A 24,258-nucleotide genomic window follows, 5' to 3' on the forward strand; every position below is an offset into this window, starting at 1 on the left:
GATTCATTTGGGTTATTGAATCTATTGCATCGCCGGTACAGGCACTTTTTGGACCTGATCAATCGTGCCGCCGCCGAGACACACATCTCCATCATAAAACACAACAGCTTGACCAGGCGTGATCGCTTTTTGCTGTTGGTCAAACTGTACATCCACGCTGCCATCTTCCTGCCATGTCAGGGTTACACCCTGATCCGGCTGACGATAGCGGAATTTGGCGGTACAACGGAATGGTACGTTAGGCATGTGTGCTGCACCTGCGATCCAGTTTACACCTGTTGCAGTCAAACCGGTTGAATACAGGCTTGCATGTGCATCGCCTTGAACGACAAGCAGTTGATTTTTCTCCAGATCCTTGTCTGCGACGAACCAGGGTTCACCATTACCGGAACCGCCGATCCCGAGACCTTGACGCTGTCCAAGCGTGTAGTACATCAGACCGTCATGACGGCCCTTCACTTCTCCAGTTGCAATATCAACCATGTCTCCGCCTTTGGCAGGAAGATAGTTGCTCAGGAACTCTTTGAAATTGCGCTCGCCGATGAAGCAGACACCTGTGCTATCTTTTTTCTTCGCGGTGTACAGGCCAGCCGCTTCTGCAATCTTGCGCACTTCCGGTTTTGGAAGATGACCAATCGGGAACATGGCTTTGGACAGCTGGTTCTGATTCAGTGCATTGAGGAAGTAAGTTTGGTCTTTGTTACTGTCCACACCGCGCAGCAGTTTGAACGTTCCATCTTCTTCAATGAGGCGAGCATAGTGGCCTGTAGCCACATAGTCAGCGCCGAGATCCAGTGCTTTGTTCAGGAATTCGCCGAATTTGATCTCACGATTACACATGACATCCGGATTCGGAGTCCGACCCGACTTATATTCATCAAGGAAATAGGAAAATACTTTATCAAAGTACTCTTTCTCGAAGTTGACAGTGTAGTAAGGAATGCCGATCTGTTCGCAAACCCGGCGTACGTCCTCTGAATCTTCTTCAGCAGTACAGTGGCCGAACTCGTCCGTGTCATCCCAGTTTTTCATGAAAATGCCGATGACATCGTAACCCTGCTCCTTCAGCAGCAGTGCGGTGACGGAAGAATCGACACCTCCGGACATGCCAACGACGACCCGTGTATTTTCAATTGTTTTGGACATCGTTATCACCATTTCTCTATATAAATGTGTTTCGTTTCTTATTCTAGCATAACCGGACTCAAGTTACGATACACCCGGCCAACTTTGGATAGTGTCCACCACAGGCGCACATTTTGGAATTTCGTCAATCTTTCTTTTCCATAAAGCATGCAGATATGTTAACATTAGCTGAGGGTTATGATCGGAATACGGAGGATTAGCAGGACTAGACCTGTATTTTTCATATCCCGCTGTGGCGGATCCTGGAAAGACGGTCTTGGACCACATCCTGTTATTTTATGTTTCACAACTTGTTTTTTCGAAAATGGAAAGAGGTGACTCCTTTGAAAATATCGACAAAGGGCCGTTATGGGCTCACAATCATGATGGAGCTGGCAGCCAGAACAGGCGAAGGCCCGACATCTTTGAAAAGTATTGCGGAGCGTAACCAGCTCTCGGAGCATTATCTGGAGCAATTGATCGCTCCATTGCGTAATGCAGGACTGGTCAAGAGTATTCGTGGCGCCTACGGCGGTTACATTCTGGCAGGCGATCCTGCTACCGTAACGGCAGGGGATGTTATTCGTGTACTCGAAGGTCCAATCTCTCCAGTGGATTTCACGGAGGAAGATGATCCGGCGAAGCGCGACCTGTGGTTGCGCATCCGTGATAGCATTGCAGAAGTACTGGATTCAACAACGCTGAAGGATCTGATTACATTCCAGGATCAGGAGCAAAAAGACAGCTACATGTTCTATATCTAATATAGTTGATGATGAGCATCACAGACGACACACTAAAGCCCCCATATTTGGGGGCTTTAGCCGTGCAACAAGCTTCTTTAATGGTTTGAAAATATGGAAGTCCAACATATAACGGGGTGAAATCAATGAAAAGAATATATTTGGATCACGCCGCATCGACACCTATGCACCCACAAGTTGCGGAAGCGATGATAAAGGTGATGACAGGGCAATATGGCAATGCATCAAGTATCCATGCCTTTGGGCGTGAGGCCAAACGTACCGTCAGTGGAGCAAGGGATGTCATTGCGGCATCTTTGGGTTGTTTCCCAGATGAACTCGTATTTACCGGAGGCGGCACGGAAAGTGACAATCTGGCGATATTTGGCGCAGTTTCAGCGAGAAAAGAACGGGGACGGCACATCATTACAACGGCTATTGAACATCATGCGGTATTGCATACTTGTCAGGAGCTGGAGCGACAAGGCTATGACGTGACCTATTTGCCTGTAGATGAATACGGAAGAATACGTCTGGAAGAGCTGAAAGATGCCATCCGGCCAGATACAGTGCTGATCACCATGATGTATGCCAATAATGAAGTGGGTACGATTCAGCCTATCCGCGAAATTGGTGAACTGGCTCGTCAACATGATATTTTGTTCCATACCGATGCAGTTCAGGCTCTTGGCACCCAGGAAATTTCCTGCAAGGAACTGCCTGTGGATCTGATCAGCTTCTCTGCTCATAAAATTAATGGCCCTCAAGGCGTGGGTGCACTCTATGTACGGCGGGGAATTACGCTGGAAGCGAGAGCACACGGTGGCCTTCAGGAACGGCAACGACGTGCAGGCACCGAGAATATAGCGGGTATCGCTGGTTTTGCGGAGGCGTTGAAATTATCAGGAGAACAAGCGGAGGTACGCCTTGAACATGATCTGGCATTGCGATCATTACTGCTGGAACAATTGGAACAGCATGTAGGGTTGGAGCATTTCCACGTCAATGGACATCCGGAATATACGCTGCCCAACATCCTGAACATCAGCTTTCCGGAAGTTTCCACAGAGACGATGCTCATGAATCTGGATATGGAAGGCATCGCAGTTGCGAGCGGTTCGGCATGTACTTCCGGTTCCCTCGAAGTATCTCATGTGCTGAAAGCGATGAAGCTGCCGGAGACATTTTTGCATTCCGCGATTCGTTTTAGCTGGGGGTTGGGTAATACTTCGGAAGAAATCATGATAACCGCCGAAAAAATTGGAACCATTCTTGGGCGACTGCGTAATAGAGCCTAAGGGGCTCTTTGCACATGGAACAGAAGGAGGGAAGAAGTTCCATTTCATCGGTTGGATAGAAGCGGTTTTGATGGTCGGCGTCTGATTGCCACTCATCAACTTTGGGCATACCTAGCAATAGCGCCGCGACTATTTAATGATAAGAAGATGAGGGGGACCCTGCGATGAAGCTTCAGGAAATGATCGGACTTGCCGTTTTTGACGTTGAGGATGGGAAGCAGGTCGGTAAAATCCAGGATTTCATTGTGAATGACGATTGGAAAATTGAAGGCATTGAACTTGAGAACAAAGGCCTGTTTACCAGTCATGTCAAAATCGTGCAGTGGCAAGATATCGTTGCCTACGGCGAAGATGCCGTCATGATCCGTAATCAACAGGCTGTCCGCAAAACGGGAGCCGACGACATAAAACACACGTACCTCCTCGGCCAGTCTAAATTGAAGGAGATGTCCGTGCTCACCGAAGAAGGTTTGCTGCTTGGACGTGTCTCTGATGTTTATTTTGACCAGGAGTTGGGAAATACAATAATAGGGATTGAAATTACGGACGGTTTTGTGTCCGATTTGATTGAGGGCCGCAAATGGCTGCCATGTACAAGCGATATGTCTATTGGTGAAAGTGCCATTATGGTGCCGCCGCTGAGTGAACAGCGCTTGGAAAATGCCATTCATTCTGTTAATGGATAGGTGAATGATTATGAAATGTCCAAACTGTAGTTCCAAAGATATTGGGAAAATTGGTTCCCACCAGTTTTATTGCTGGGGATGCTTTATCGAATTAACAGTGAACGGTGAGAAAATGTCCGTATACCAAGTGGAAGAAGACGGCACGCTCAGTTCCCTCGATGATCTGTTCTTCGGGGAAGAGCTGCCGCAAGACTTCCCTCACCTTCATGCTTCTTCTTAATAAGCAGCATAACTTCTTCTATATGCGGTTTCCTGACAAAGACTGTCATTGAATGCTGTCATGAAATGATGACAGATGTATATAGCTGCGGTTACATAGTGGTTCAAGGGAACTTGTATGAATATATGCTAACCCGGATCACAAGATGCGTCTCCTTCATCATGAAGGGGGCGCTTTTTTTGAGCGTTAATAAATATTCCCTTCCTTACATATACTGACTTTCAGAGCCAGTCCAAAAGGGAGAGATGCAAGTGGAGCAATTAACCAAAAACAAGCTGTTCCGTTATGCCATCTGGCTGCTACTCGGATTGATTATTCTGTATTTTATCTGGCTGCTGCGGCCATTACTGCTTCATATATATGGATTTCTGAAAACAGTGCTGGCACCATTTATCGTGGCACTCATCATATCCTATGTTCTCAATCCGATTGTAAGCATGCTGGGAGGGCGCAAAGTCCCTCGAACCATTGCCGTGCTCTTAATCTATGCTTTTTTCCTCACCTGTATAGGAGTCATCCTGATGAATGTCATTCCAGTGTTGATTGAACAGTTGGAGGAACTGAACGAGCATATGCCGGAGCTGTCGATGCGTGCCCAGAGTCTGATGAACAATATGGATCACAAATTAATGCCGCCAAGTGTGCGCACAGGTATGAACAGCTGGTTTTTTCAGATGGAGGATCGGCTGACCCAAGGGATCACGAAGCTGATGGATAATATCGGGACAACCATTAATGTGTTGTTCAACGTGTTTATCGTGCCGTTTCTCATTTTCTATATGTTAAAAGATTTTGAGGTGTTCGAGCGTACGATTGTGGCGTACCTGCCCCGCTCAAGGCGCAAGGCCATTGTTTCAGTTATGAAAGAGATTGACACGGCCTTGGGAAACTATATTCGCGGACAATTTATCGTCTGTGTGATTGTGGGCATCTTTGCCTACATCGGTTACATCGTTATTGATATGCCTTATGCACTGCTGCTCGCCAGCATTGTCGCTGTATTTAACATCGTGCCTTATCTTGGCCCGTTTCTTGGAGCTGCTCCAGCAGTGGTTATGGCGTCTACAGTATCGTTCAAAATGGTGCTCTTCGTGGTCATTGTGAACACACTGTGCCAGGTGCTGGAGAGTAACGTCATCTCCCCTCAGGTGGTAGGGCGGACTCTGCATTTACATCCGCTGTCGATTATCTTCGCGCTCCTTGTGGGAGGCGAACTGGCGGGCATAGTAGGTCTCATTCTGGCGGTGCCAGTCTTTGCTGTTCTGAAAGTCATTGTGCAGCACTTTTTTGCCTATTACATCAAAAGAAGAACGGACTGATTTTAGCAATGGTGTGGTCCAAAAGGGTGCGTTGACACCATATAGGCATATCGATATAATGGAGGGGTATGTTTAGAACAAGAAATCGATGATGAAATGAAGTACGCCGAGGTTCCTTTCCTCAGAGAAGAGACTTCTTCGGATCAGATGTAATCTGAGCCCGATGGCTGGAAGAGTCTTGAAAGTTGAAGCGGCGGAAAGCTGATTTCGGAGTGCAGGACAACCCTGCCGGGAGCGACCGTTATTTCGCATCAACGAGGAGATTGTTTGTTTCATCTGCGGATAAACAGCAATAACCAGGGTGGTACCGCGATTATAATCGTCCCTGACTATCAGGGGCGTTTTTTGTGTTTGTTTTTACTTGTTAACAACCCGGAGCGAATACGCACCGGACTATTATAATTAATTGGGGGCACACCGTATGAAAGCCAGTGAAATCCGGTCCAAATGGATCAAGTTTTTTGCAAGTAAAGGTCACAAAATCGAGCCAAGCGCATCGCTTGTACCTCATAATGATCCATCCCTTCTGTGGATCAATGCGGGTATGGCACCGTTGAAACCGTATTTTGACGGTCGGGAGAAACCGGAGAATCCACGTCTTGCCAACTCCCAAAAATGTATTCGTACAAACGATATTGAAAATGTCGGCAAAACTCGTCGTCACCATACGTTCTTCGAAATGCTCGGTAACTTCTCCATCGGAGACTATTTCAAGGAAGAGACGATTACTTGGGCATGGGAATTTCTCACAAGCAAAGAATGGATCGGTTTTGATCCGGAACGACTCTCTGTAACGGTATACCCTGAAGATGAAGAGGCCTTCAAACTGTGGAACGAAAAAGTAGGCTTGCCTGCTGAGCGTATTATCAAACTGGATGAAAACTTCTGGGATATCGGCGAAGGCCCGTGTGGACCTTGTACCGAAATCTTCTATGATCGCGGCGAAGCTTATGGCAATGACATGAATGATCCCGAGATGTATCCAGGCGGGGAAAATGAACGTTACCTGGAAGTATGGAACCTGGTATTCTCCCAGTTCAATCACAACAAGGACGGCAGCTACACACCGCTTCCGAACAAAAATATTGATACAGGTGCAGGTCTGGAGCGTTTTGCATCCATTCTGCAAAATGTGGATTCCAACTTTGACACCGATCTGTTCCAACCGATGATTCAAAGAACAGCGGCTCTTGCCGGTGTGAAATATAATGACAGCGTAGAGATTGACGTTGCACTGAAAGTCATTGCCGACCACATTCGGACCGTTGCCTTTGCTGTAGGTGATGGCGTTCTGCCAAGCAATGAAGGACGCGGATATGTCATTCGCCGTTTGCTCCGTCGTGCCGTACGTTACGGAAAAGTACTGGGACTCGACCGTCCATTCCTGTATGAATTGACAACGACTGTTGGTGAAGTGATGGGGATGTACTACCCGGAAGTTGTGGACAAACAGGAGTTTATCGCTAAAGTGATCAAAACCGAGGAAGAACGTTTCCACGAAACACTCACAGATGGTCTGGCTATTCTTGCGGATATCAGCAGCACAGCCAAGTCCGAAGGACGTACCGTTATTAGCGGCCCTGAAGCGTTCAAACTGTATGATACGTACGGTTTCCCGTTTGACCTGACAGAAGATTATGCAGCAGAGCATGGTCTGACGGTAGATCGTGAAGGTTTCGATGCTTCCATGCAGAAGCAGCGTGAGCTTGGACGCGCAGGACGCCAGGAAAGCGAGAGCATGAAGGTTCAAGGCGGACCGCTTGCTGATCTGGAGGTTAAAAGCGAGTTTGTTGGTTATAATGACCTGTTGACGGAAGCAAAAGTGGTAGCCATCGTTGCTGGTGACGCACGGGTAGACTCCGTAAGCGAAGGACAGACATGCCAGGTCATCCTGGACAAGACTCCGTTCTATGCGGAAAGTGGCGGACAAGTGAGTGACCAGGGTTTGCTGCGCGGAGCCAGTGTAACGGCGAAAGTGCAAGGCCTGTTCAAAGCTCCGCTTGGACAACACGTACATCTGGTGACGGTAGAGTCCGGTGAACTGCGTGTAGGTGATGTGATTAAAGCTGAAGTGGATGCGTCCAAACGCGGCGATATTATCAAAAACCATACCGCAACCCATTTGCTGCACAAAGCGCTCAAAGATGTGCTCGGAACGCATGTCAATCAGGCAGGATCACTCGTAGAGCCTCAACGTCTGCGCTTTGACTTCTCGCACTTCGGCAGCATTACGCCGGAAGAATTAACGGAGATCGAGCGTCAGGTGAACGAACAGATCTGGAATCGTCTGAACGTAAACATTGAACTGAAAGCTATTGATGAAGCCAAAGAAATGGGCGCAATGGCGCTGTTCGGTGAAAAATACGGGGATATCGTACGTGTAGTACAAGTCGGAGACTATAGTTTGGAACTTTGTGGAGGCTGTCACGTAAACAATACATCAGAGATCGGTATCTTCAAGCTGGTGAGCGAGAGCGGAATCGGCTCCGGCGTACGTCGGATCGAAGCTGTGACTGGCCGTGGCGCGTATCTATATGTAGAAAGTCAGCTTGAATTGCTCAAACAATCCGCATCTCTGCTGAAAGCAAATGTGGCGGACGTGCCTAAACGTATTGAGGGTCTGAATCAGCAATTGAAAGAAGCTGCGAGAGAGACTGAATCACTGCAAAGCAAACTGAGTGCCATGGAAGCAGGCGCATTGACTGATCAAGTGGTACAAGCAGGAAATACACAATTGCTTGCAGCTCGTGTAGATGCTCCGAACATGGATGCACTGCGCACAGTCGCTGATGAATTGAAAGTAAAATTGCCTAACGCGGTACTCGTATTGGGTGCTCCAGCTGACGGTAAAGTGAATTTCGTTGTAGCTGTCCCTGCTGAACAGGTAAAACAAGGGCTGCATGCAGGTAAGATCGTCAAGGAAGTTGCGGCAGTATGCGGCGGCGGCGGTGGCGGACGTCCTGATATGGCGCAAGCCGGCGGCAAGGATGCAACCAAGCTGGATGAAGCGTTGAAACTTGCGGTTTCGCTAGTTAGCCAATAAAGGACAAGCAAAAAACACAATTGACTTATCCTTTGTTTACTTGTGGCAGTCAGAATATGTTATTATATAAGCAGAAATCAATTCGGCAGGACATGGTCCCCATGTTCATGCAGGAGCGAGGTGTCATCAATGGACTCCATGGATAAGACGGTTAAATTTAATGTGAAAGCCGACGAGCAGGAAGCATCCTCCAAAGAGATTCTTCTCACGGTATATGATGCACTGGTGGATAAGGAGTATAATCCTATTAACCAGATTGTCGGGTATCTGATTTCTGGAGACCCCGCATACATCCCTCGTCACAACAATGCACGCAGTCTGGTCCGTAAAAAAGAGCGCGACGAGCTGATTGAAGAGCTTGTTCGTTCTTATCTGGCCAATCACCGGTAATGTACATCGCTTCCGCTGTGATGCAGCTATGCAGGCAGCGGGAAATGAACCGACAGAAGACAGCCTGAAGCTTGAGAAGGCGAATATGGTTCGACCTGAGCAGGCTTGAGGATGGGAGAGCATGGATGAAAATATTAGGTTTGGATTATGGGGACCGAAGAATCGGAGTTGCCGCTAGTGACGCCTTCGGTTGGACTGCCCAGGGATTGGAAGTACTTGAACGCCGCCGGGATGAAGGTGAGTTCGCTCGGATTGCGGAGCTTGTGCGTGAGCATGAGATCGGCGAGATTGTTGTCGGACTTCCCAAAAACATGAACGGCACCGTAGGGCCGCGTGGTGAAATATGCATCGCTTTTGCCGAACGCCTGCGGGGCGAACTGAATTTACCTGTTCACCTTTGGGATGAACGACTGACAACCATAGCAGCAGAACGAACGTTGCTTGAAGCGGATGTCAGTCGCAAAAAACGCAAGCAGGTTGTGGACAAAATGGCCGCAAGCTTGATTTTGCAAAATTATTTGGATGCCAATAGTAAAAGGTGAGGGGGATCAACAATGGCTGAAGATCAACTGGGTATGGAAGAAGAATCGGAGATTATTTACATTGCGGATGACGAGGGTAATGAAGAGGAATTTGAAGTCATCATGAAATTCGAAGTGGACGGTTCGGAGGCCAAGTACATGATGGTTGCTCCGGTTGAACCCGAAGATGGAGAGACGGATGTTTATGCATTCCGTTATGAAGAAGAGGGCGACGATATTAAACTTTTCGTCATCCAAGATGATGCCGAATGGGATATCGTCGAGGAGACGTTTAATACATTTCTTGCAGAAGATGAAGAGGAAGCGAACTAAATGACAGAATACAGCCGCGAAGACTTGAAATGGACAGATTCGCTGCGTCTGGCTTTTGGTGCTCACGTTGAGCTGGAAGAAGAGAACGGTAAATCGCACCCGTATGACCTGCTGGCTGAGTTTGAAGTGAAGGGCCAGCAATATGCGGTGCTACGAAGTTCATTACGTCCTTATGACGAAGTTGAACTTCTACGGGTTTTACCGGGAAGTGAAGGCCAGATCATGCCGGAATTAGTTACGATTGACGATGATGATGAGTGGGAGAACATCTCTGAATTGTATGATGAATGTACACTCCCCATTGACGAAGATTGATTGATCAGCTTCAAATTGAAAAAACCGGAAGGGCGGAGAAGTCCGCTCTTTTTGGTTGTGTAAAGGAGTTGTGTCTTTTTTGAAAGGGAAAGCAATAGTAGTCATACTGCTTATCATTGTAGTTCTTGCCGGAGGCGCAGGCGGTTACGTATGGAGTATGATGCGTCCTGTGGAAGCTTCTACAGAACCGGTCGTATTCGAGATTAAGAGCGGATCGGGAACTTCGAAAATCGCGGATCAGCTTCAAGAGGAAGGGCTCATTCGAAGCGGGTTAACATTTAAAGGGTATTTAAAGTGGAAAAAACTAGGTTCTAATTTCATGGCGGGTACATATTCTATGAATCCTGGCGTGACATATGATGAGATTGTTAGCAAGCTGAGTAGTGGCGAAGTTGTACCGGAGGAAATGGTGAAATTTACGATTCCGGAGGGTTATACCGTTCTGCAAATGGCGGGTAAGCTTTCTTATGAGCATGTCGTAGATCGGGATGAATTCATCAAGCTGGCCAATGATCCTTCGGCCTTTGATGTAGATATCGTCAAAGATATTCCAGTGGATGAAGAACTTCGCTATGTATTGGAAGGGTATCTTTTCCCGGAAACGTATGAGCTGAAAAAGGGAAGTTCCACGCATGATGTGATGCAACGGATGCTGGAAGAATTTCAGACCAAGATTAATTCCATTCCTGATTTGGAATCCAAGCTCCGAGAGAAGAACCTTTCCCTGCATGAACTGCTGACCGTTGCGTCACTGGTGGAGAAAGAAGTTGTAGTGGATGAGGAACGTGCTCTGGTTGCCGGTGTAATCTACAATCGGATTAATCAGGATATGAAGCTGGAGATTGATGCTACCGTTCAATATCTGCTCGACAAGCCAAAGGAGCGGTTGTTTTTCAAGGATCTGAAGGTACAGAGCCCCTATAATACGTATCTGAACAAAGGCTTGCCACCAGGTCCAATTGCCAGTCCAAGTCTTCCGTCCATTGAGGCAGCGCTAAATCCGGAAGCTTCGGAGTATCTGTTCTATGTGACGAAAAAGGATGGTTCTTCTGGACATCTATTTGCCAAAACGTATAAGGAACACCAGCAAAATATAGCCAAAAGTAAGGCTGCGCAATAAGCGGAGGGGATGTATATGAGTACGAAACATGAACTGCTCGTTACGGCGGCAAATGTGAAAGAGGCAGAGGTGCTGCTCCAGGCAGGAGCAGATGCTTTGTTAATTGGGGATGATCGCTTCGGCATGCGTCTTCCCGGAAGCTTCAGTTTAGAAGAAACGGCAGAGGTCGTTGCCATTGCAGCGAAACATCAGGCTCGTGTATACGTGTCCATGAACAATCTGATGTCCAACGAGCTGCTAAAGGAATTACCTGAATATGTTCAAGCGCTGGGTAAAATCGGTGTTCATGGGGTGGAGTTCAACGATCCATCTGTGCTCGCCGCTATCAAGGAGCATGCTCCGCATATCCAGCTGCACTGGAACGCTGAGATGACATCGACCAACTATGCAACAGCCAACTACTGGGGAACCAAAGGAGCGAGTCGTGTCGTGCTTGCTCGGGAGCTGAATATGGACGAGCTTACAGAGATGGTTCCATTTCTGAAGGTGGAGGCCCAGGTTCAGGTGCATGGCATGACGAACATTTATCATTCCAAGCGGAGTCTGGTGCAAAGTTATATGTCCCATCAGGGGCGTCCTGTAGAGGGGCATTTGGGTAAAGAGCGTGGTTTATTTCTGATCGAGGCTGAACGCCGGGATGAGAAGTTCCCGATCTATGAAGATGTGAACGGAACTCACATTATGAGCTCGGAGGATATCTGTATTCTTGAGGATCTTCATCTGTTGATGGAGGCCGGGGTACACAGCTTCAAAATCGAAGGCATATTAAAACCGCTTGCGTATAACGAAGCTGTTGTGCGTGCATACCGAATTGCTCTGGACAGTTACGCAGCTGATGCCGATGCTTATGCCTTCTGTGAAGAATGGCTGGACGAGGTTCGTCAATTGCAGGACCCTGAACGGGAATTGTCGTTTGGATTTTTCTATAAAGAACAGGTGTATTAATAGACGAGGTGAACAACATGGAAACAGTGGCGGTACAGCGGAAGTTCTCGGGTAAACGTAACCGTCTGGACAAACCGGAGCTGCTTGCTCCAGCGGGCAATCTGGAAAAACTTAAATTTGCAATCCATTATGGTGCAGATGCTGTGTATATTGGTGGGCAGGCCTATGGATTGCGTTCCAACGCGGATAACTTTAGCTTTGAAGAAATGCGTGAAGGTGTGGAATTTGCCAAAAAATATGGAGCTAAAGTTTTCGTCGCAACCAATATTTATGCGCATAATGAGGATATCGAAGGCATTCAAGCGTATTTGCAAAGCTTGTATGATGCAGGAATTGCAGCGATTATCGTAGCAGATCCAGCAATTATTGAAGTGGCTCAGCGTGCTGTACCGGGTCTGGAAGTGCACTTGAGTACACAACAATCCACTCTGAACTGGCAAGCTGTGAAGTTCTGGAAGGATGAAGGTCTTCCACGCGTCGTTCTCGGACGTGAGACAAGCTTTGAAGAAATTGAAGAAATCAAGGCCAATGTGGATATCGAGATCGAAGCCTTTATTCATGGAGCAATGTGCTCGTCATATTCCGGACGTTGTGTGTTGTCCAACCATTTTACGGATCGGGACTCCAATCGGGGTGGCTGCTGCCAATCCTGCCGCTGGAAGTATGATCTTTTCGAAGATGCCCGGGAAGATACCGTGTGGGTCAGCGAAGAAGAAATGCAAATGCAGGCACCTGCACCATTCAAGTTGGGAGAGAACCAGTTGCCCCTATTTCAGGAGCAGGACAATTCTTTTTCCATGGGTTCCAAGGATTTGTGCATGATTGGTCATATCCCAGAGCTGATTGATGTGGGTGTGGACAGTTTCAAAATCGAAGGACGTATGAAGTCGATTCACTATGTGGCTACCGTGGTTAACGTATATCGTCAGGCTATTGATTCTTATATGGCTGACCCGGATAATTATGTATTGAAGCCTGAGTGGGTAGAGGAAATGAACAAGGCAGCGAATCGTCCACTGAATACCGGATTTTTCTATGATACACCGGATCATGAGGATCACATCTATGAACCGGAAGAAAAAGCGGTACCTTTTGACTTTGCCGGATTGGTTATGGACTATGATGCGACTACAGGAATGGCGACCATTCAACAGCGCAATCATTTCAAGCCAGGACAGGAAATCGAATTTTTCGGTCCGGGCGGCCACTTTTTCAAACAGGTGGTTGGGGAATTGCAGGATGAAGAAGGCAACGTGCTCGATGCCGCCCGTCACCCGTTACAACGTGTGAAAATGAAGGTGGATCAACCAGTTTCCTACTTTGATATGATGAGAAAAAAGAAATAGGTTAAAATGCCTAGTTTTTAACAAAATAATACTAAGATTTAACAATATAGTGTTATAAAATTTACAAATTCGACCTCCGTCTATCGGCATATGGGGGTCTTTTTTTTATAGAAAAATAGGAAAAAAGTTGTAATAAATTTCGAAAAAATGAGAGGGGAAAGGAGAAAGCTGTCGAATACTACATATTTATAGGGGAGAGAAAGAAAAATCCAACAAGTAAATTACTGGCAGGTGAATGGGATTGGTTCAAAAGAAGCAGAAGGACAGTGGGGAAGAGTTGACAAAACCTGAGAAGGTTAAGCCCGAGAAGGTTCAGAAAGTGAAGAAAGAAAAAGTTGTTAAAAGTAAGGCAGGGGATGCTCCAGGCCAAAAGCCCTTTAAATTGGACGGGAGTAAGCTAAAGTCCGGATGGAACAAAACGAAAACCCAATTGAAAAAGCAGAACTGGAAAAATGTTGGGGGAACAACGTTTACACAGATTAAGAAGGCTAATCCCGTTAAATCGGTAGGCGTTAAGCTGTTTTTGATCTTTTTTGCGGGCATCATGATCTTTGTCGTTAGTTTGGGTCTATTATCCTATGCGAAAGCCAAAGATACAATTGAGAAGAATGCATCCCGATCAAATCAGGAAACGATTGAACAAACCAAGCAAAAAATGGACATTATTCTGGAGCGGTTTGTAGATACATCCACTCAAATTTTCTTCGATCCGGAAATGCAGTCCTTGCTTCAGAAGATGTCTGATAAGAATCTGTCGGCATATGATACGTTTGTGAATTCAAGCTCCATCAACAAACAATTGTCGAATATTGCTTTTACGAATAAATCTATGGAAGCGATTTATCTTGTGCCGACAGACGAAACAAAATCGATAATGGGTACAGGCAGCAACAGCTCTGCCATGGGCGACATCCGTAAAGAAGGTTGGTATGATGAATTGGTTCAGGCGGGTGGATATCGTTGGCTGCCAACAGAAGCCAAAGAGGATGGCAGCACACCCACGTTCCGCATTGCCCGTTCGATGAAAAACCTGCAAGGGACAACCCAGTCCTATGTGTTAATCATTGAATTGAAATTGGAGGTTCTGGAGCAGCAATTGAAATCTCTTGACTTGGGTGAAGGCTCAGTTCTTCAACTCATTGCTCCGGACAACAAGGTTGTAGCTTCAACGATTGCTGATCGTACAGGGAAAGATACGGATTTGACTTTTGTAAAAGAGTTGCAAGAAAAATCCGGCAGCACGAATACGGAGTATACGGTGGATGGAAATTCAACCAATATGCTGGCTTCATATAGCACCATGGATTCATCCGATTGGAAACTGATTGGGATGGTTCCAACATCTAATCTGGTGAAAGATGCCAAGGGTATTCTGACGTTGACCTTGTGGATGGCATTGGTTGATGCCGCTATTGCGATTCTGATCGGTATTTGGATGGTTCGTATGATTGCCCGTCCAATGGGCAAATTGAAAGATCTGATGCAAGAAGGAGCAAAAGGGAACCTCAAGGTGCGCACACCGTATACCTCCCAGGATGAAATTGGTCAATTATCGGCTGCTTTCAATCTGATGATGGAGCAAATTACGAAGCTTGTGGAGCAAACCAACCGTTCTGCGCAGGAAGTACTGGACACCGCTTCTGAGCTGAGCAGTGCATCCAAGAAAACAGCAGTGTCCGCTTCCGAGATTGCCGTAGCCACGGAAGAAATTGCAGGTGGAGCAAGTAGTCTGGCAACAGAAGCGGAGCGTGGAAATGAATTGACCGACAATATCTCCCGTCAGATGGAGAGTGTGGTCGCCGCGAATGAACAAATGGGTGATTCAGCCCGTCATGTAGAGAAGTCCAGTGAGACAGGTACACAGCATTTGAATCAGTTGATGACCAAAACGCAGAAGACAGAAGAAATGATTGGTGCGTTGGTGAACAAGGTGGATTCCTTGAAAGAGAGCACGTCCTCCGTTCTGAAGGTGCTTGACGTCATGCAGAATATTACCAAACAAACGAACATTCTCTCCTTGAATGCAACCATTGAAGCCGCACGTGCCGGTACGGCTGGACGCGGATTTATGGTGGTAGCGAATGAGGTTCGCCAATTGGCTGAACAATCCAGACAGTCCATTGATATGGTCGGTGACATTACCGACAAGATTATGACCGAAATGAATGAGACGGTGGATCAATTGTCTGCAGCTTATCCGTTATTCAAGGAACAGATGGATGCCGTGAAAGATACCAATGTAATATTTGCTTCAGTACAGCAACAGATGGGTGCTTTTGTCGAGAGTCTAAGCATGGTCACTGGCTCGATCGGAGATTTGAATCAATCTCAAAGTACGTTGTCCGAAGCGATGAGTAATGTCAGCGCAGTAGCTGAACAATCATCTGCAACGTCCCAGGAAGTTGCCTCCTTGAGCAGTGAACAACAAAATATCAGTAACCAATTGGTGAATTTATCTGCAAAACTGGAGAATGTGTCGACAGAATTGAAAGATACATTGTCTCGCTTTACAGTCTAATTCGAATCTGTATGCTTCATTTGAGAAGCCTGTCCTTTAAAATGGACAGGTTTTTCTTGTTATTACCGGATAATTCCATTCTGAATGTAGAATACTATGCCAAAACGCTGAATGGGGTGGTCTGATGCATGTACAACTGAAACGACGCATTTATATTGCATGTATTCTTCTTACGGGTTTATTTTCTTTGCTGCTGATTCGTTTGGCTTGGGTTCAGGTCGTTCAAATCAATCGCACGATGCCAGGATTTCAACGTACCGTTCGTGAGATGTCCGTATTGCAGCGAGAGCGAGGGGTTGTGCTGGATTCGGGGCGAGGGCAGTTTACGGATTATAAGGGTCAGCCCCTAACAGGCAAGCTGGAATGGGGGTTGGTCCTTTTTCCGCATTCAGATCAAACAAGTCATTCATATCCATCCACAATGGAGAATTCGGAAGTTAAGAAATTGGCGGCTCTCTTACATACCGATGTGAAGTCGTTACAAAAGGAATGGAATCAAGGGAACGCACCCCATTTCTGGACAGCAGGTGCCAACCAGCCCAGCACAATGACCGATTCGCAGGTTGCCCGACTACGTGAATTGAAGGCAGACGGGGCGAGTGTGTATCCTCTGATGACACGTTATGGACAAGCCGCTACAGGCATGCAATGGTTGGGTTATCTTGCTGAACAGCCTGGATTCCCGAACGCGCAGTCTGGTCACAAAAATGAGGTGAAGCAGCCTTTTGCCATGAAATCTGGAGCAGCTGGGCTGGAAAGAACAATGGAACCTTTATTGATGGGCATTGGGCCTACATTGTTAACACGGATGGTTACAGGTTCAGGAGAGGTTATTCCGGATATCCAGCCGCGCGTCATTGCACCCTCTAATACACACTATCCATTGCGTGCAGAGACGACGATCGATATCGATCTGCAGCAAGGGATAGAGCAGATGGTGAAGAAGTCCGGAATGAAGGAAGGGGCTATCGTTGTGCTGGATGCGGCCAATGCAGACGTACGTGCAATGGTTTCGGCGCCGTTCTATCATCCGCAGCATGTAGACCCCAAACAAACGGCTTGGGCAAATCGTGCCGTGCAGGGGGCTGTACCGGGTTCTATATTCAAAATCGTAACAGCAGCGGCCGCGCTGGAGTATCAAGCTGTATCCAAAGGAGAGACTTTCCATTGTGGTGGCGAGTGGGGGAAATATGGTCTGTCCTGCTGGAAGGAGCATGGGCATGGGACATTGAATCTGGAGCAAGGGTTTGCCGAGTCCTGCAATATTGTATTTGCTGAAACTGCCCGTCGGCTCAGTATGGAGCAGTTGGAACGTACGGCGGAAGCTTTGGGATTGGCACGTCCGATTGGCTGGGAGGGGAAGCAGGTCGCGGGATTGCCGGTGCTGCATCATTTTGATCATGAGGACGCAGGGAGAGTGAGACTTCCATCCGTCTCTCCTCAGGATGAAGGAGCCAAGGTACAGACGGCGATCGGTCAGCGCGACGTACTGGTGACCCCGTTGCAAGCGGCCAATTTGATTGTCACGCTCTTGCATGATGGCAAGGTGAGCGCTCCACGCCTCGTGCAGCGTATCCGATATGCTGATGGTGATACAATGCTGGATATGCCGATGCATGATTCACCATCTTCAGCAGGACGGATCTCTCCAGCTACGGCGCATCAGCTGTTGTCCTGGATGAAGAAGGTTGTTCGTGACGGAACAGGAAAATCCCTGCAACATGCACGGTGGCAGGTGGCAGGGAAGTCAGGCACAGCACAGGTACAGCAGCACGGAGAGAAACGTAACCATCAATGGTTTATCGGGTATGGGCCTACGGAACAACCCAAATATGCTGTAGCAGTCCTTGTCGAGAACGTTGCTCCAAGCAGCCGTCATCAAGCAACGGCGATGTTCAGAAAAGTGATGGACTATTTGGCTGAATCCTCATGATTCCCGGGAGGAGCAGGTTCTTGCACCGAAGTTTTAGTATTCATACTAGGGGCCGTTCCACCCGGTGTGTCCATCACTAATGGGGAAGATTCGAATTCATCCTTCGGCAAATGAATCCATTGCTGGAGATATCCTTGTTGCAGCAATTCTTTGAGCAGAATCAGCAGCACCGGAGACAATACCACACCAGCCAGACCAAAGACAGAGAGCGAGATCAACATAAAAGAAAGCATCAAGTAAGCGGAAGAGACTCCGATCGAATTACCTGATATTTTGGGCTCCAGCAGTTGGCGTGTCAGCATGGTTACAGCAAGGACTACAATTAGGCCGATCGCAAGGCTGCTATTCCCCACAATGAACAGATACACAATCCACGGAATGAATATAACTGGAACACCCAGCAAAGGCACCAGGTCAAAAACGGCGCAGATGACTGCGATGGTGAAGGCGTTGGCAGTTCCAAGAATCAACAAGCCTGCATAAATCAATACAAAAGTAATCAGCATCATAATCATCTGGGCCTTCAAATACGAACGGATCGTTTTGAACACATGATTACGCATAAATTCAAGAGCCAGCTTCAACGTTTTTGGCGTTTTGGCCCGGGCGAATTTCCGCCAGGATTCAATCTCAATACTGAGAAAGAACGCGAGAATAATGGCAATGCCAAAATTGGTAATAAACGAAGAAAACGAACTGAGAAAACCGATGACGATTTGTGCACCGCTGGTCACCCATTTGGACAGGAATCCGGTCAGTGTAGCAAAATAGTCACTAACCTTCTCGGTTATTCCGTCAGGTAAAGCATCGGACTTGTCCTGAATGAAATAAACCAGATTGGTGAATTCACGCTGAACCATCTCGATATAATAAGGGAAATTATCCTGCAAATTAGAAATTTGGGATACGATAATTAATCCCAATCCAAAAAAGGCAGCAACAATAACCGCAAGAAACAATAAAACCGAAATGGCGGCGCCCAGGGTTTTGGGCAATCCTTTGCGATGCAGGAATCTTGCCAGGGGTTCGATCATCCAATACACTATAAATGAAAGAAAAACTGGCGCAGCCAATTGATATAATCGACTGAAACCGTACATGATAAAGTACACGGTTAATACGAGCAGCGCAATGTCAAAGACGGTGCGCCCGTATTTTTTGTAAAGCGGCAGCATGGGCAGGGCTCCTTTGTACGTCATTAAAGTAAAAATTAGGATGCATTTATTGTACACGATAGCTATCTTTTTGGGAAAAGAGGATTCAAGAAAAGGCTGAATTATGATAAAATTAAAGGCGGTTTATTTTAGTTAGTGCTATATTATGGCACGGTAATTCAGCAAGAGAAGCGGGGAGTTTGTAGCATGACAAATTTACTTCAGAGCATATTACTGTGGTTATTGTACATTTCATCGTTTTACGCCTTTATTCCGAGTTTAGTTAGCAGACTTTTCGGTTTACGTGTGTTCAGGCGCGGGAGAAGTGAGACGGCGTTTTCCTTAACCTTTGATGATGGGCCGGACCCGGAATACACACCCAGATTACTTGATTTACTGCGTCAGTATGAAGCAAAGGCAACGTTTTTTGTAGTCGGGGAGCATGCAGCCCGTCATCCTGAGCTCATTCAGCGCATACATGAGGAAGGTCATCTTCTCGGAATTCATAATTATATTCACAAAACGAATTGGTTGATGCGGCCGCGTACGGTTCGAGATCAGATTCAACGAACAGGTCAGATTATTCAGGAGGTTACGGGGGTAAAAACTTGTTATTATCGTCCACCCTGGGGCATTATGAATCTGTTTGATTTTTTCAGTAAAAAAGATCGTCGGATTATTCTGTGGTCGTCCATGTTTGAGGACTGGAGAAGTAGTGTGGGCGTTGAGAAATTGACGGAACGAATGTTGAAGGAGCTAAGGGGCGGAGAGGTCATGTTGCTGCATGATCGAGGGACTACCCTCGGCGCTGATGCACACGCGCCGGAGCAGATGCTCCAGGCGCTCGAAGTCGTATTGCAGGAGGCAAACAGGCAGCAGTTGCACAGTGTACGCATCGATACGTTGATGGGAGGCGTTACGGTGAGCGAATCTAAAACTACAAGTCAACCCCAAACACATTTATCACCTTGGAAACGGGTGGTTGTTGCGTTATGGCTAGGTTGGGAGAAGTTGTTTCATTGGGTATACCATTTGCATACAGCGTCGCCGGAGGACCCATTGCTGCATTACCGCTCCCGCGTATATCATGGAGCATTGGTTGAAATGAATGATGGTCATGTGATTCGTAACGGAGATCCGGTTATTGAACTTCATTTTGATAATAAAAAGCTTTTCGATCTAGGTATGACTTCACGCTCAAGTATGCATCTGGCCATTCGCATGATTCGGGCCATGGAACAGCAGCTTCCTGATTTGGCCCGGCAGGTCGCACTTGAACCTGAGCTTCGCTCAGCCAAGGCTCTATACGGTGTGAGCATGATTAACCGGGGACCGGAGAAATTCGGTTTTACGGTTCGGGAGCTGGCTCCTGGCCCTTTCAGTTCTGCATCCAAAGTGTATCTGAAGCTTCTGCTGAGCGTCATTCATCCGGCAGGGACGAAACGTCTGAAGCAGCGATCCGAACAATTAATTCCAAAAATGATTGCCATGCCGCTTGACGTGCTGCTGGATCGATATGGTCAGCACGCATTGGTAGCAGCGACAGCGGAACAGTCTATTGAGGAATTGGTGGTTTCTGAACAGGATCTTGTACCTGAACGGAACTAATCGTGAAACGAATAAAGAAAAGGGTTGCCCTCCGCCGAATTCGGCTGGAGAGCAACCCTTTATTTATGTTTCCGATAAAAGAAAATTCATCGGATATCTTGTACTTGAATTAGATACTCAGTACGCCACCGTTGCTTGCATTCGTTACCAGTTTGGAATAACGAGCGAGGTAACCGGTTTTTACTTTCGGTTCAAAGCCTTTCCAACCTGCGCGACGACGTTCGAATTCTTCGTCACTGATATGCAATTCGATGATGCGGTTGTTCAGATCAAGTTCAATGATGTCTCCTTCTTCAACAAAAGCGATTGGACCGCCTTCAGCGGCTTCCGGAGAGATATGTCCGATACTGATTCCGCGGGATGCGCCAGAGAAGCGTCCGTCGGTGATCAGACCTACTTTGGCACCAAGGCCCATACCTACGATCTGTGAAGTAGGAGCGAGCATCTCAGGCATACCTGGTCCGCCTTTTGGACCTTCATAACGGATCACGACAACATGTCCTTCTTTTACTTTACCGTTCGCAATGCCTTCGAGCGCTTGTTCCTGGGAGTCGAAGCAAATAGCAGGACCTTTGTGGTATCCGCCAACCGAAGCGTCAACAGCACCGACTTTGATGATAGCTCCTTGTGGTGCAAGGTTACCAAACAATACAGCCAAGCCGCCTTTTTCGGAATGCGGGTTATCCAGGTGGTGGATAACATTGGTATCCTGGATTTCTTGTCCTTCAACGTTCTCACGGATCGTTTTACCCGTTACCGTGATACAGTCGCCGTGAATTGCACCTGGTTTCTTGAGCAATTCGTTCAGAACTGCACTTACGCCACCCGCATTGTGAACGTCTTCGATGTGAAGATCGGAAGCAGGTGCCAATTTTGCCAAGTGAGGAACGCGGTTAGCAACTTCATTGATTCGCTCGATTGGATACTCGATGCCTGCTTCATGAGCCAGTGCCAATGTATGAAGTACCGTATTCGTGGAACCACCCATAGCCATATCCAGTGCAAAAGCGTTGTCGATAGCTTCTACAGTAACGATATCACGTGGTTTCAGATCCATTTTGATGAGTTCCATCAGTTGTTTAGCGGATTGTTTAACAAACTCACGACGCTCAGGAGCAACAGCCAGGATGGTTCCGTTACCTGGCATAGCCAGTCCCATCGCTTCAGCCAGACAGTTCATGGAGTTCGCAGTGAACATACCGGAGCATGATCCACATGTTGGACAGCCGAACTGTTCAAGCTCAAGCAAGCTCTTGTCATCGATTTTACCAGCTTGATAAGCACCTACGCCTTCAAATACGGAGGTCAAAGACAGAGCCTTACCATTGCTGTCACGACCTGCCTTCATTGGACCGCCGCTGACAAACACGGTAGGGATATTACAGCGGAGTGCACCCATCATCATGCCGGGTGTAATTTTGTCACAGTTCGGGATACATACCATGCCGTCGAACCAGTGTGCAGATACAACGGTTTCCACGGAATCCGCGATAATGTCACGGCTTGGCAGCGAGTAACGCATACCAATGTGGCCCATGGCGATTCCGTCGTCAACTCCGATGGTGTTGAATTCGAATGGAACGCCACCGGCTTCACGAATAGCTTCCTTTACAATTTTACCGAATTCCTGCAGGTGAACATGGCCGGGCACGATATCAATGTAAGAGTTACATACGGCAATAAATGGTTTGCCAAAGTCCTCTTCTTTAACGCCCGCTGCGCGGAGCAAACTGCGGTGCGGTGCACGGTCAAAACCTTTTTTGATCATATCGGAACGCATCTTCTTGGCTGACATGGTGTATTTCCCCCCAAATTTATAATATTGAGCAACATGAATGGAAATATAAATGGCAGTGCATCTGTCGTTTAATTTCATCCGTACTCTAAAAAAATTGACCAGTGATACTGGCTTCGAGCTTCCCGTAGTTTGTGAAATTCTTTGCTGCTTTAAACCCGTGAACAACCCGGTTTTTCTATAGAGTCTATCACAACCGTCGTCATATTTCTACAATTCAATAGAAAGAAGCTTCAATCCATTAGTGGAATGAAGCTTTCTATGATTTGATGCGCTGCATCAGGTGATCTTTCACCACTGCCCATGGCGGTCGGCTAACTGCTCCCGCCTTTGCGGCCAATCTCCCGATAGAAATCTTTATGATGTGTTTCGGAAGTCGCTTCTCCACCCTTGCGTCCAATTTCCTTATAAAATTCAGAATCGTGCGCATCTGAAGTCGCTTCTCCACCTTTTTTACCTATCATTTGGTAGAAGCTCCGATCATGATTTTTGGATGTGGCTTTGCCACCTAATCTGCCCGCTTCCTCGCGACTCATTTTGTGTTCAGACGTTTGTGGACGTGCCATTACAAATCACTCCTTATTTTATAAGTAGGTTGTTGTAGCGCGTACTCCTACTTACCACAACATTTCCAGCCTGAAACAAGTCGATTTCAATGGAAAGGAGCATAATATCAGTTCATCTGAACCAGAATGCTGAGCGTTTCAATACCCCCTGACGATTGAAGTGAACGCGAGAGATATCTGGCTCAATGAGAGGTCGAAAGGCATGACGGACGGCTGGATGGGCCAGTGTTATAGCGAACAGCAATGCTATGGAAACAATCACCGGAATGTACAAGCTGGTCTCCATATCGTTGTAAACCCCGGACCAGACCGCCAGGCGAACGAGAAATCCATGTAAAAGGAACACATAGAGAGTACGTCGGCCCAGGTCGGTCAATCTGGAAGTTAATGAAGGGACCCAGGCGAGAAATAATGCTCCCGATCCGATTTCAAGTGCATAGATTCCGAGTCGATATATTCCTGCAAACCACTCATGGTGTCCAAGCTCTGCGTAAGTCATGCTACCCAGTAACCAGCCCGATGCAATGTTGAGTCCGCCCAGTCCGATCCATCCAAGAAGAGCAGCAGACAACGTAGCAGCAATTCTACGGCCCCAGCCGGATCGTAAACGGGAGCGGATGGACGCTCCGTAGTCATACCCCATAACAAAGAAAGGAAGAAACACAAACGTTCGGCTGAAGCTCAGCCAGAAACCGTCAATGGGTAAATAACCAGCACATACACCTAGCATCACGGCACAGAGTAGTCTGTAGATCGGCTTCCAGGAGAGTGTAAGACGAAGCAACAGCCGCCAGCAGAAATGACTTGCCAGAAACCAGAGCAATAAATAAGGTGCAAAGAAAGACAAACGCATATGCGGTGTGTGGAATACGGTGAAATCCATTATTGCATACAAGGACTGAAACAGAAGGTACTGTAATGCAATCTGCTTAAGCACATTACGGCCAGAAGTACCTTTGAGTGAATGTCTGGCAAAGTAGCCGGTTACCCATACAAACAGCGGCATGTGAAATGTATATATCCACAGAAACAGAGCCTCTGCTCCTGCAAAACGCGTAATGATTGGTTCGAGAGCATTGCCCGCTAATACACAGACAATGAGCATAAAGCGCAAGTTGTAAAAAAAGGAATCCTGATCTTCGTGATTGATGGTCGGTTTGTTCATGTTGTAGCCCCCCTGATAACCCTTGGCGATTGCAATCTGGTTCTGTAATAAGGGTAATATGGATGTGCATCATTCATTGTGATATATTTCACAATAGAAAGCGCTATCCTTTCTC

General features: G+C 47.1%; 20 protein-coding genes and 1 pseudogene. 16 read left to right on the plus strand and 5 right to left on the minus strand.

Features of this window, described 5'->3' with window-relative positions:
* Positions 1–21: 21 nt before the first annotated feature.
* Complete coding sequence (mnmA, locus tag BMW94_RS07305) at positions 22–1,146, minus strand: tRNA 2-thiouridine(34) synthase MnmA (RefSeq protein WP_139209321.1); 1,125 nt, start codon at positions 1,144–1,146, stop codon at positions 22–24.
* 323 nt (positions 1,147–1,469) lie between these two features.
* Between mnmA and BMW94_RS07310 the strand changes: the two genes are divergently transcribed.
* The 15 genes from BMW94_RS07310 (at position 1,470) to BMW94_RS07380 (ending at position 17,855) form a co-directional block, all read left to right on the plus strand.
* Positions 1,470–1,889: a cysteine metabolism transcriptional regulator CymR gene (locus BMW94_RS07310; protein WP_076287765.1), complete on the plus strand. Its 420-nt coding sequence runs from the start codon at positions 1,470–1,472 to the stop codon at positions 1,887–1,889.
* 125 nt (positions 1,890–2,014) lie between these two features.
* Positions 2,015–3,166 carry a cysteine desulfurase family protein gene (locus tag BMW94_RS07315; RefSeq protein ID WP_090996434.1) on the plus strand — a complete coding sequence of 384 codons (1,152 nt, stop codon included), beginning with the start codon at positions 2,015–2,017 and terminating at the stop codon, positions 3,164–3,166.
* A gap of 164 nt (positions 3,167–3,330) precedes the next feature.
* Positions 3,331–3,852 carry a PRC-barrel domain-containing protein gene (locus BMW94_RS07320; protein WP_024633069.1) on the plus strand — a complete coding sequence of 174 codons (522 nt, stop codon included), beginning with the start codon at positions 3,331–3,333 and terminating at the stop codon, positions 3,850–3,852.
* Positions 3,853–3,862: 10 nt separating this feature from the next.
* Positions 3,863–4,072, plus strand: coding sequence for a hypothetical protein (locus tag BMW94_RS07325; RefSeq protein WP_024633070.1), 210 nt, complete (start codon positions 3,863–3,865; stop codon positions 4,070–4,072).
* Positions 4,073–4,323: 251 nt separating this feature from the next.
* Complete coding sequence (locus BMW94_RS07330; protein ID WP_076287766.1) at positions 4,324–5,391, plus strand: AI-2E family transporter; 1,068 nt, start codon at positions 4,324–4,326, stop codon at positions 5,389–5,391.
* A gap of 421 nt (positions 5,392–5,812) precedes the next feature.
* Positions 5,813–8,434, plus strand: coding sequence for an alanine--tRNA ligase (gene alaS / locus BMW94_RS07335; RefSeq protein WP_090996438.1), 2,622 nt, complete (start codon positions 5,813–5,815; stop codon positions 8,432–8,434).
* A gap of 129 nt (positions 8,435–8,563) precedes the next feature.
* A complete protein-coding gene (locus BMW94_RS07340) occupies positions 8,564–8,824 on the plus strand; it encodes an IreB family regulatory phosphoprotein (protein ID WP_024633073.1) in 261 nt (86 codons plus the stop codon).
* Between the two features lie 125 nt (positions 8,825–8,949).
* On the plus strand, positions 8,950–9,366 hold the full coding sequence (gene ruvX / locus BMW94_RS07345) for a Holliday junction resolvase RuvX (RefSeq protein WP_053779129.1): 417 nt from the start codon (positions 8,950–8,952) through the stop codon (positions 9,364–9,366).
* 12 nt (positions 9,367–9,378) lie between these two features.
* Positions 9,379–9,678: a DUF1292 domain-containing protein gene (locus BMW94_RS07350; RefSeq protein WP_024633075.1), complete on the plus strand. Its 300-nt coding sequence runs from the start codon at positions 9,379–9,381 to the stop codon at positions 9,676–9,678.
* Entirely contained in the window at positions 9,679–9,993 is a 315-nt protein-coding gene (locus tag BMW94_RS07355; protein ID WP_024633076.1) for a DUF1292 domain-containing protein, read from the plus strand.
* Positions 9,994–10,072: 79 nt separating this feature from the next.
* Positions 10,073–11,113, plus strand: coding sequence for an endolytic transglycosylase MltG (gene mltG, locus BMW94_RS07360; protein WP_254790157.1), 1,041 nt, complete (start codon positions 10,073–10,075; stop codon positions 11,111–11,113).
* A gap of 15 nt (positions 11,114–11,128) precedes the next feature.
* The gene (locus BMW94_RS07365) at positions 11,129–12,058 is read left to right on the plus strand and encodes a peptidase U32 family protein (protein ID WP_090996441.1); all 930 of its coding nucleotides are present in this window, start codon (positions 11,129–11,131) and stop codon (positions 12,056–12,058) included.
* Between the two features lie 17 nt (positions 12,059–12,075).
* Positions 12,076–13,404 carry a peptidase U32 family protein gene (locus tag BMW94_RS07370; protein ID WP_090996444.1) on the plus strand — a complete coding sequence of 443 codons (1,329 nt, stop codon included), beginning with the start codon at positions 12,076–12,078 and terminating at the stop codon, positions 13,402–13,404.
* Positions 13,405–13,639: 235 nt separating this feature from the next.
* Entirely contained in the window at positions 13,640–15,922 is a 2,283-nt protein-coding gene (locus BMW94_RS07375) for a methyl-accepting chemotaxis protein (RefSeq protein ID WP_090996447.1), read from the plus strand.
* Positions 15,923–16,046: 124 nt separating this feature from the next.
* On the plus strand, positions 16,047–17,855 hold the full coding sequence (locus BMW94_RS07380) for a peptidoglycan D,D-transpeptidase FtsI family protein (protein ID WP_175480612.1): 1,809 nt from the start codon (positions 16,047–16,049) through the stop codon (positions 17,853–17,855).
* On the opposite strand, the gene BMW94_RS07385 is transcribed toward BMW94_RS07380, so the two are convergent.
* Positions 17,834–19,030 carry an AI-2E family transporter gene (locus BMW94_RS07385; RefSeq protein ID WP_090996450.1) on the minus strand — a complete coding sequence of 399 codons (1,197 nt, stop codon included), beginning with the start codon at positions 19,028–19,030 and terminating at the stop codon, positions 17,834–17,836. The two genes, BMW94_RS07380 and BMW94_RS07385, sit on opposite strands and share 22 nt — an antisense overlap.
* A 186-nt stretch (positions 19,031–19,216) precedes the next feature.
* On the opposite strand from BMW94_RS07385, the gene BMW94_RS07390 reads away from it, so the two are divergent.
* Positions 19,217–20,617: a polysaccharide deacetylase family protein gene (locus BMW94_RS07390; protein ID WP_090996453.1), complete on the plus strand. Its 1,401-nt coding sequence runs from the start codon at positions 19,217–19,219 to the stop codon at positions 20,615–20,617.
* Between the two features lie 109 nt (positions 20,618–20,726).
* Here the strand turns inward: BMW94_RS07390 and ilvD are convergent, their stop codons facing one another.
* The 3 genes and pseudogenes from ilvD to BMW94_RS07405 form a co-directional block, all read right to left on the minus strand.
* A complete protein-coding gene (ilvD, locus tag BMW94_RS07395) occupies positions 20,727–22,412 on the minus strand; it encodes a dihydroxy-acid dehydratase (protein ID WP_090903949.1) in 1,686 nt (561 codons plus the stop codon).
* A gap of 317 nt (positions 22,413–22,729) precedes the next feature.
* A pseudogene (locus BMW94_RS07400) lies at positions 22,730–22,978 on the minus strand (KGG domain-containing protein); the annotation flags it as partial.
* Positions 22,979–23,090: 112 nt separating this feature from the next.
* Positions 23,091–24,143 (minus strand): acyltransferase family protein, encoded by a 1,053-nt coding sequence (locus BMW94_RS07405; RefSeq protein WP_090996461.1) that lies wholly within the window; start codon positions 24,141–24,143, stop codon positions 23,091–23,093.
* Positions 24,144–24,258: the final 115 nt, after the last annotated feature.

It is taken from the genome of Paenibacillus sp. OK003 (genome assembly GCF_900109515.1).
GTDB lineage: Bacteria > Bacillota > Bacilli > Paenibacillales > Paenibacillaceae > Paenibacillus > Paenibacillus marchantiae.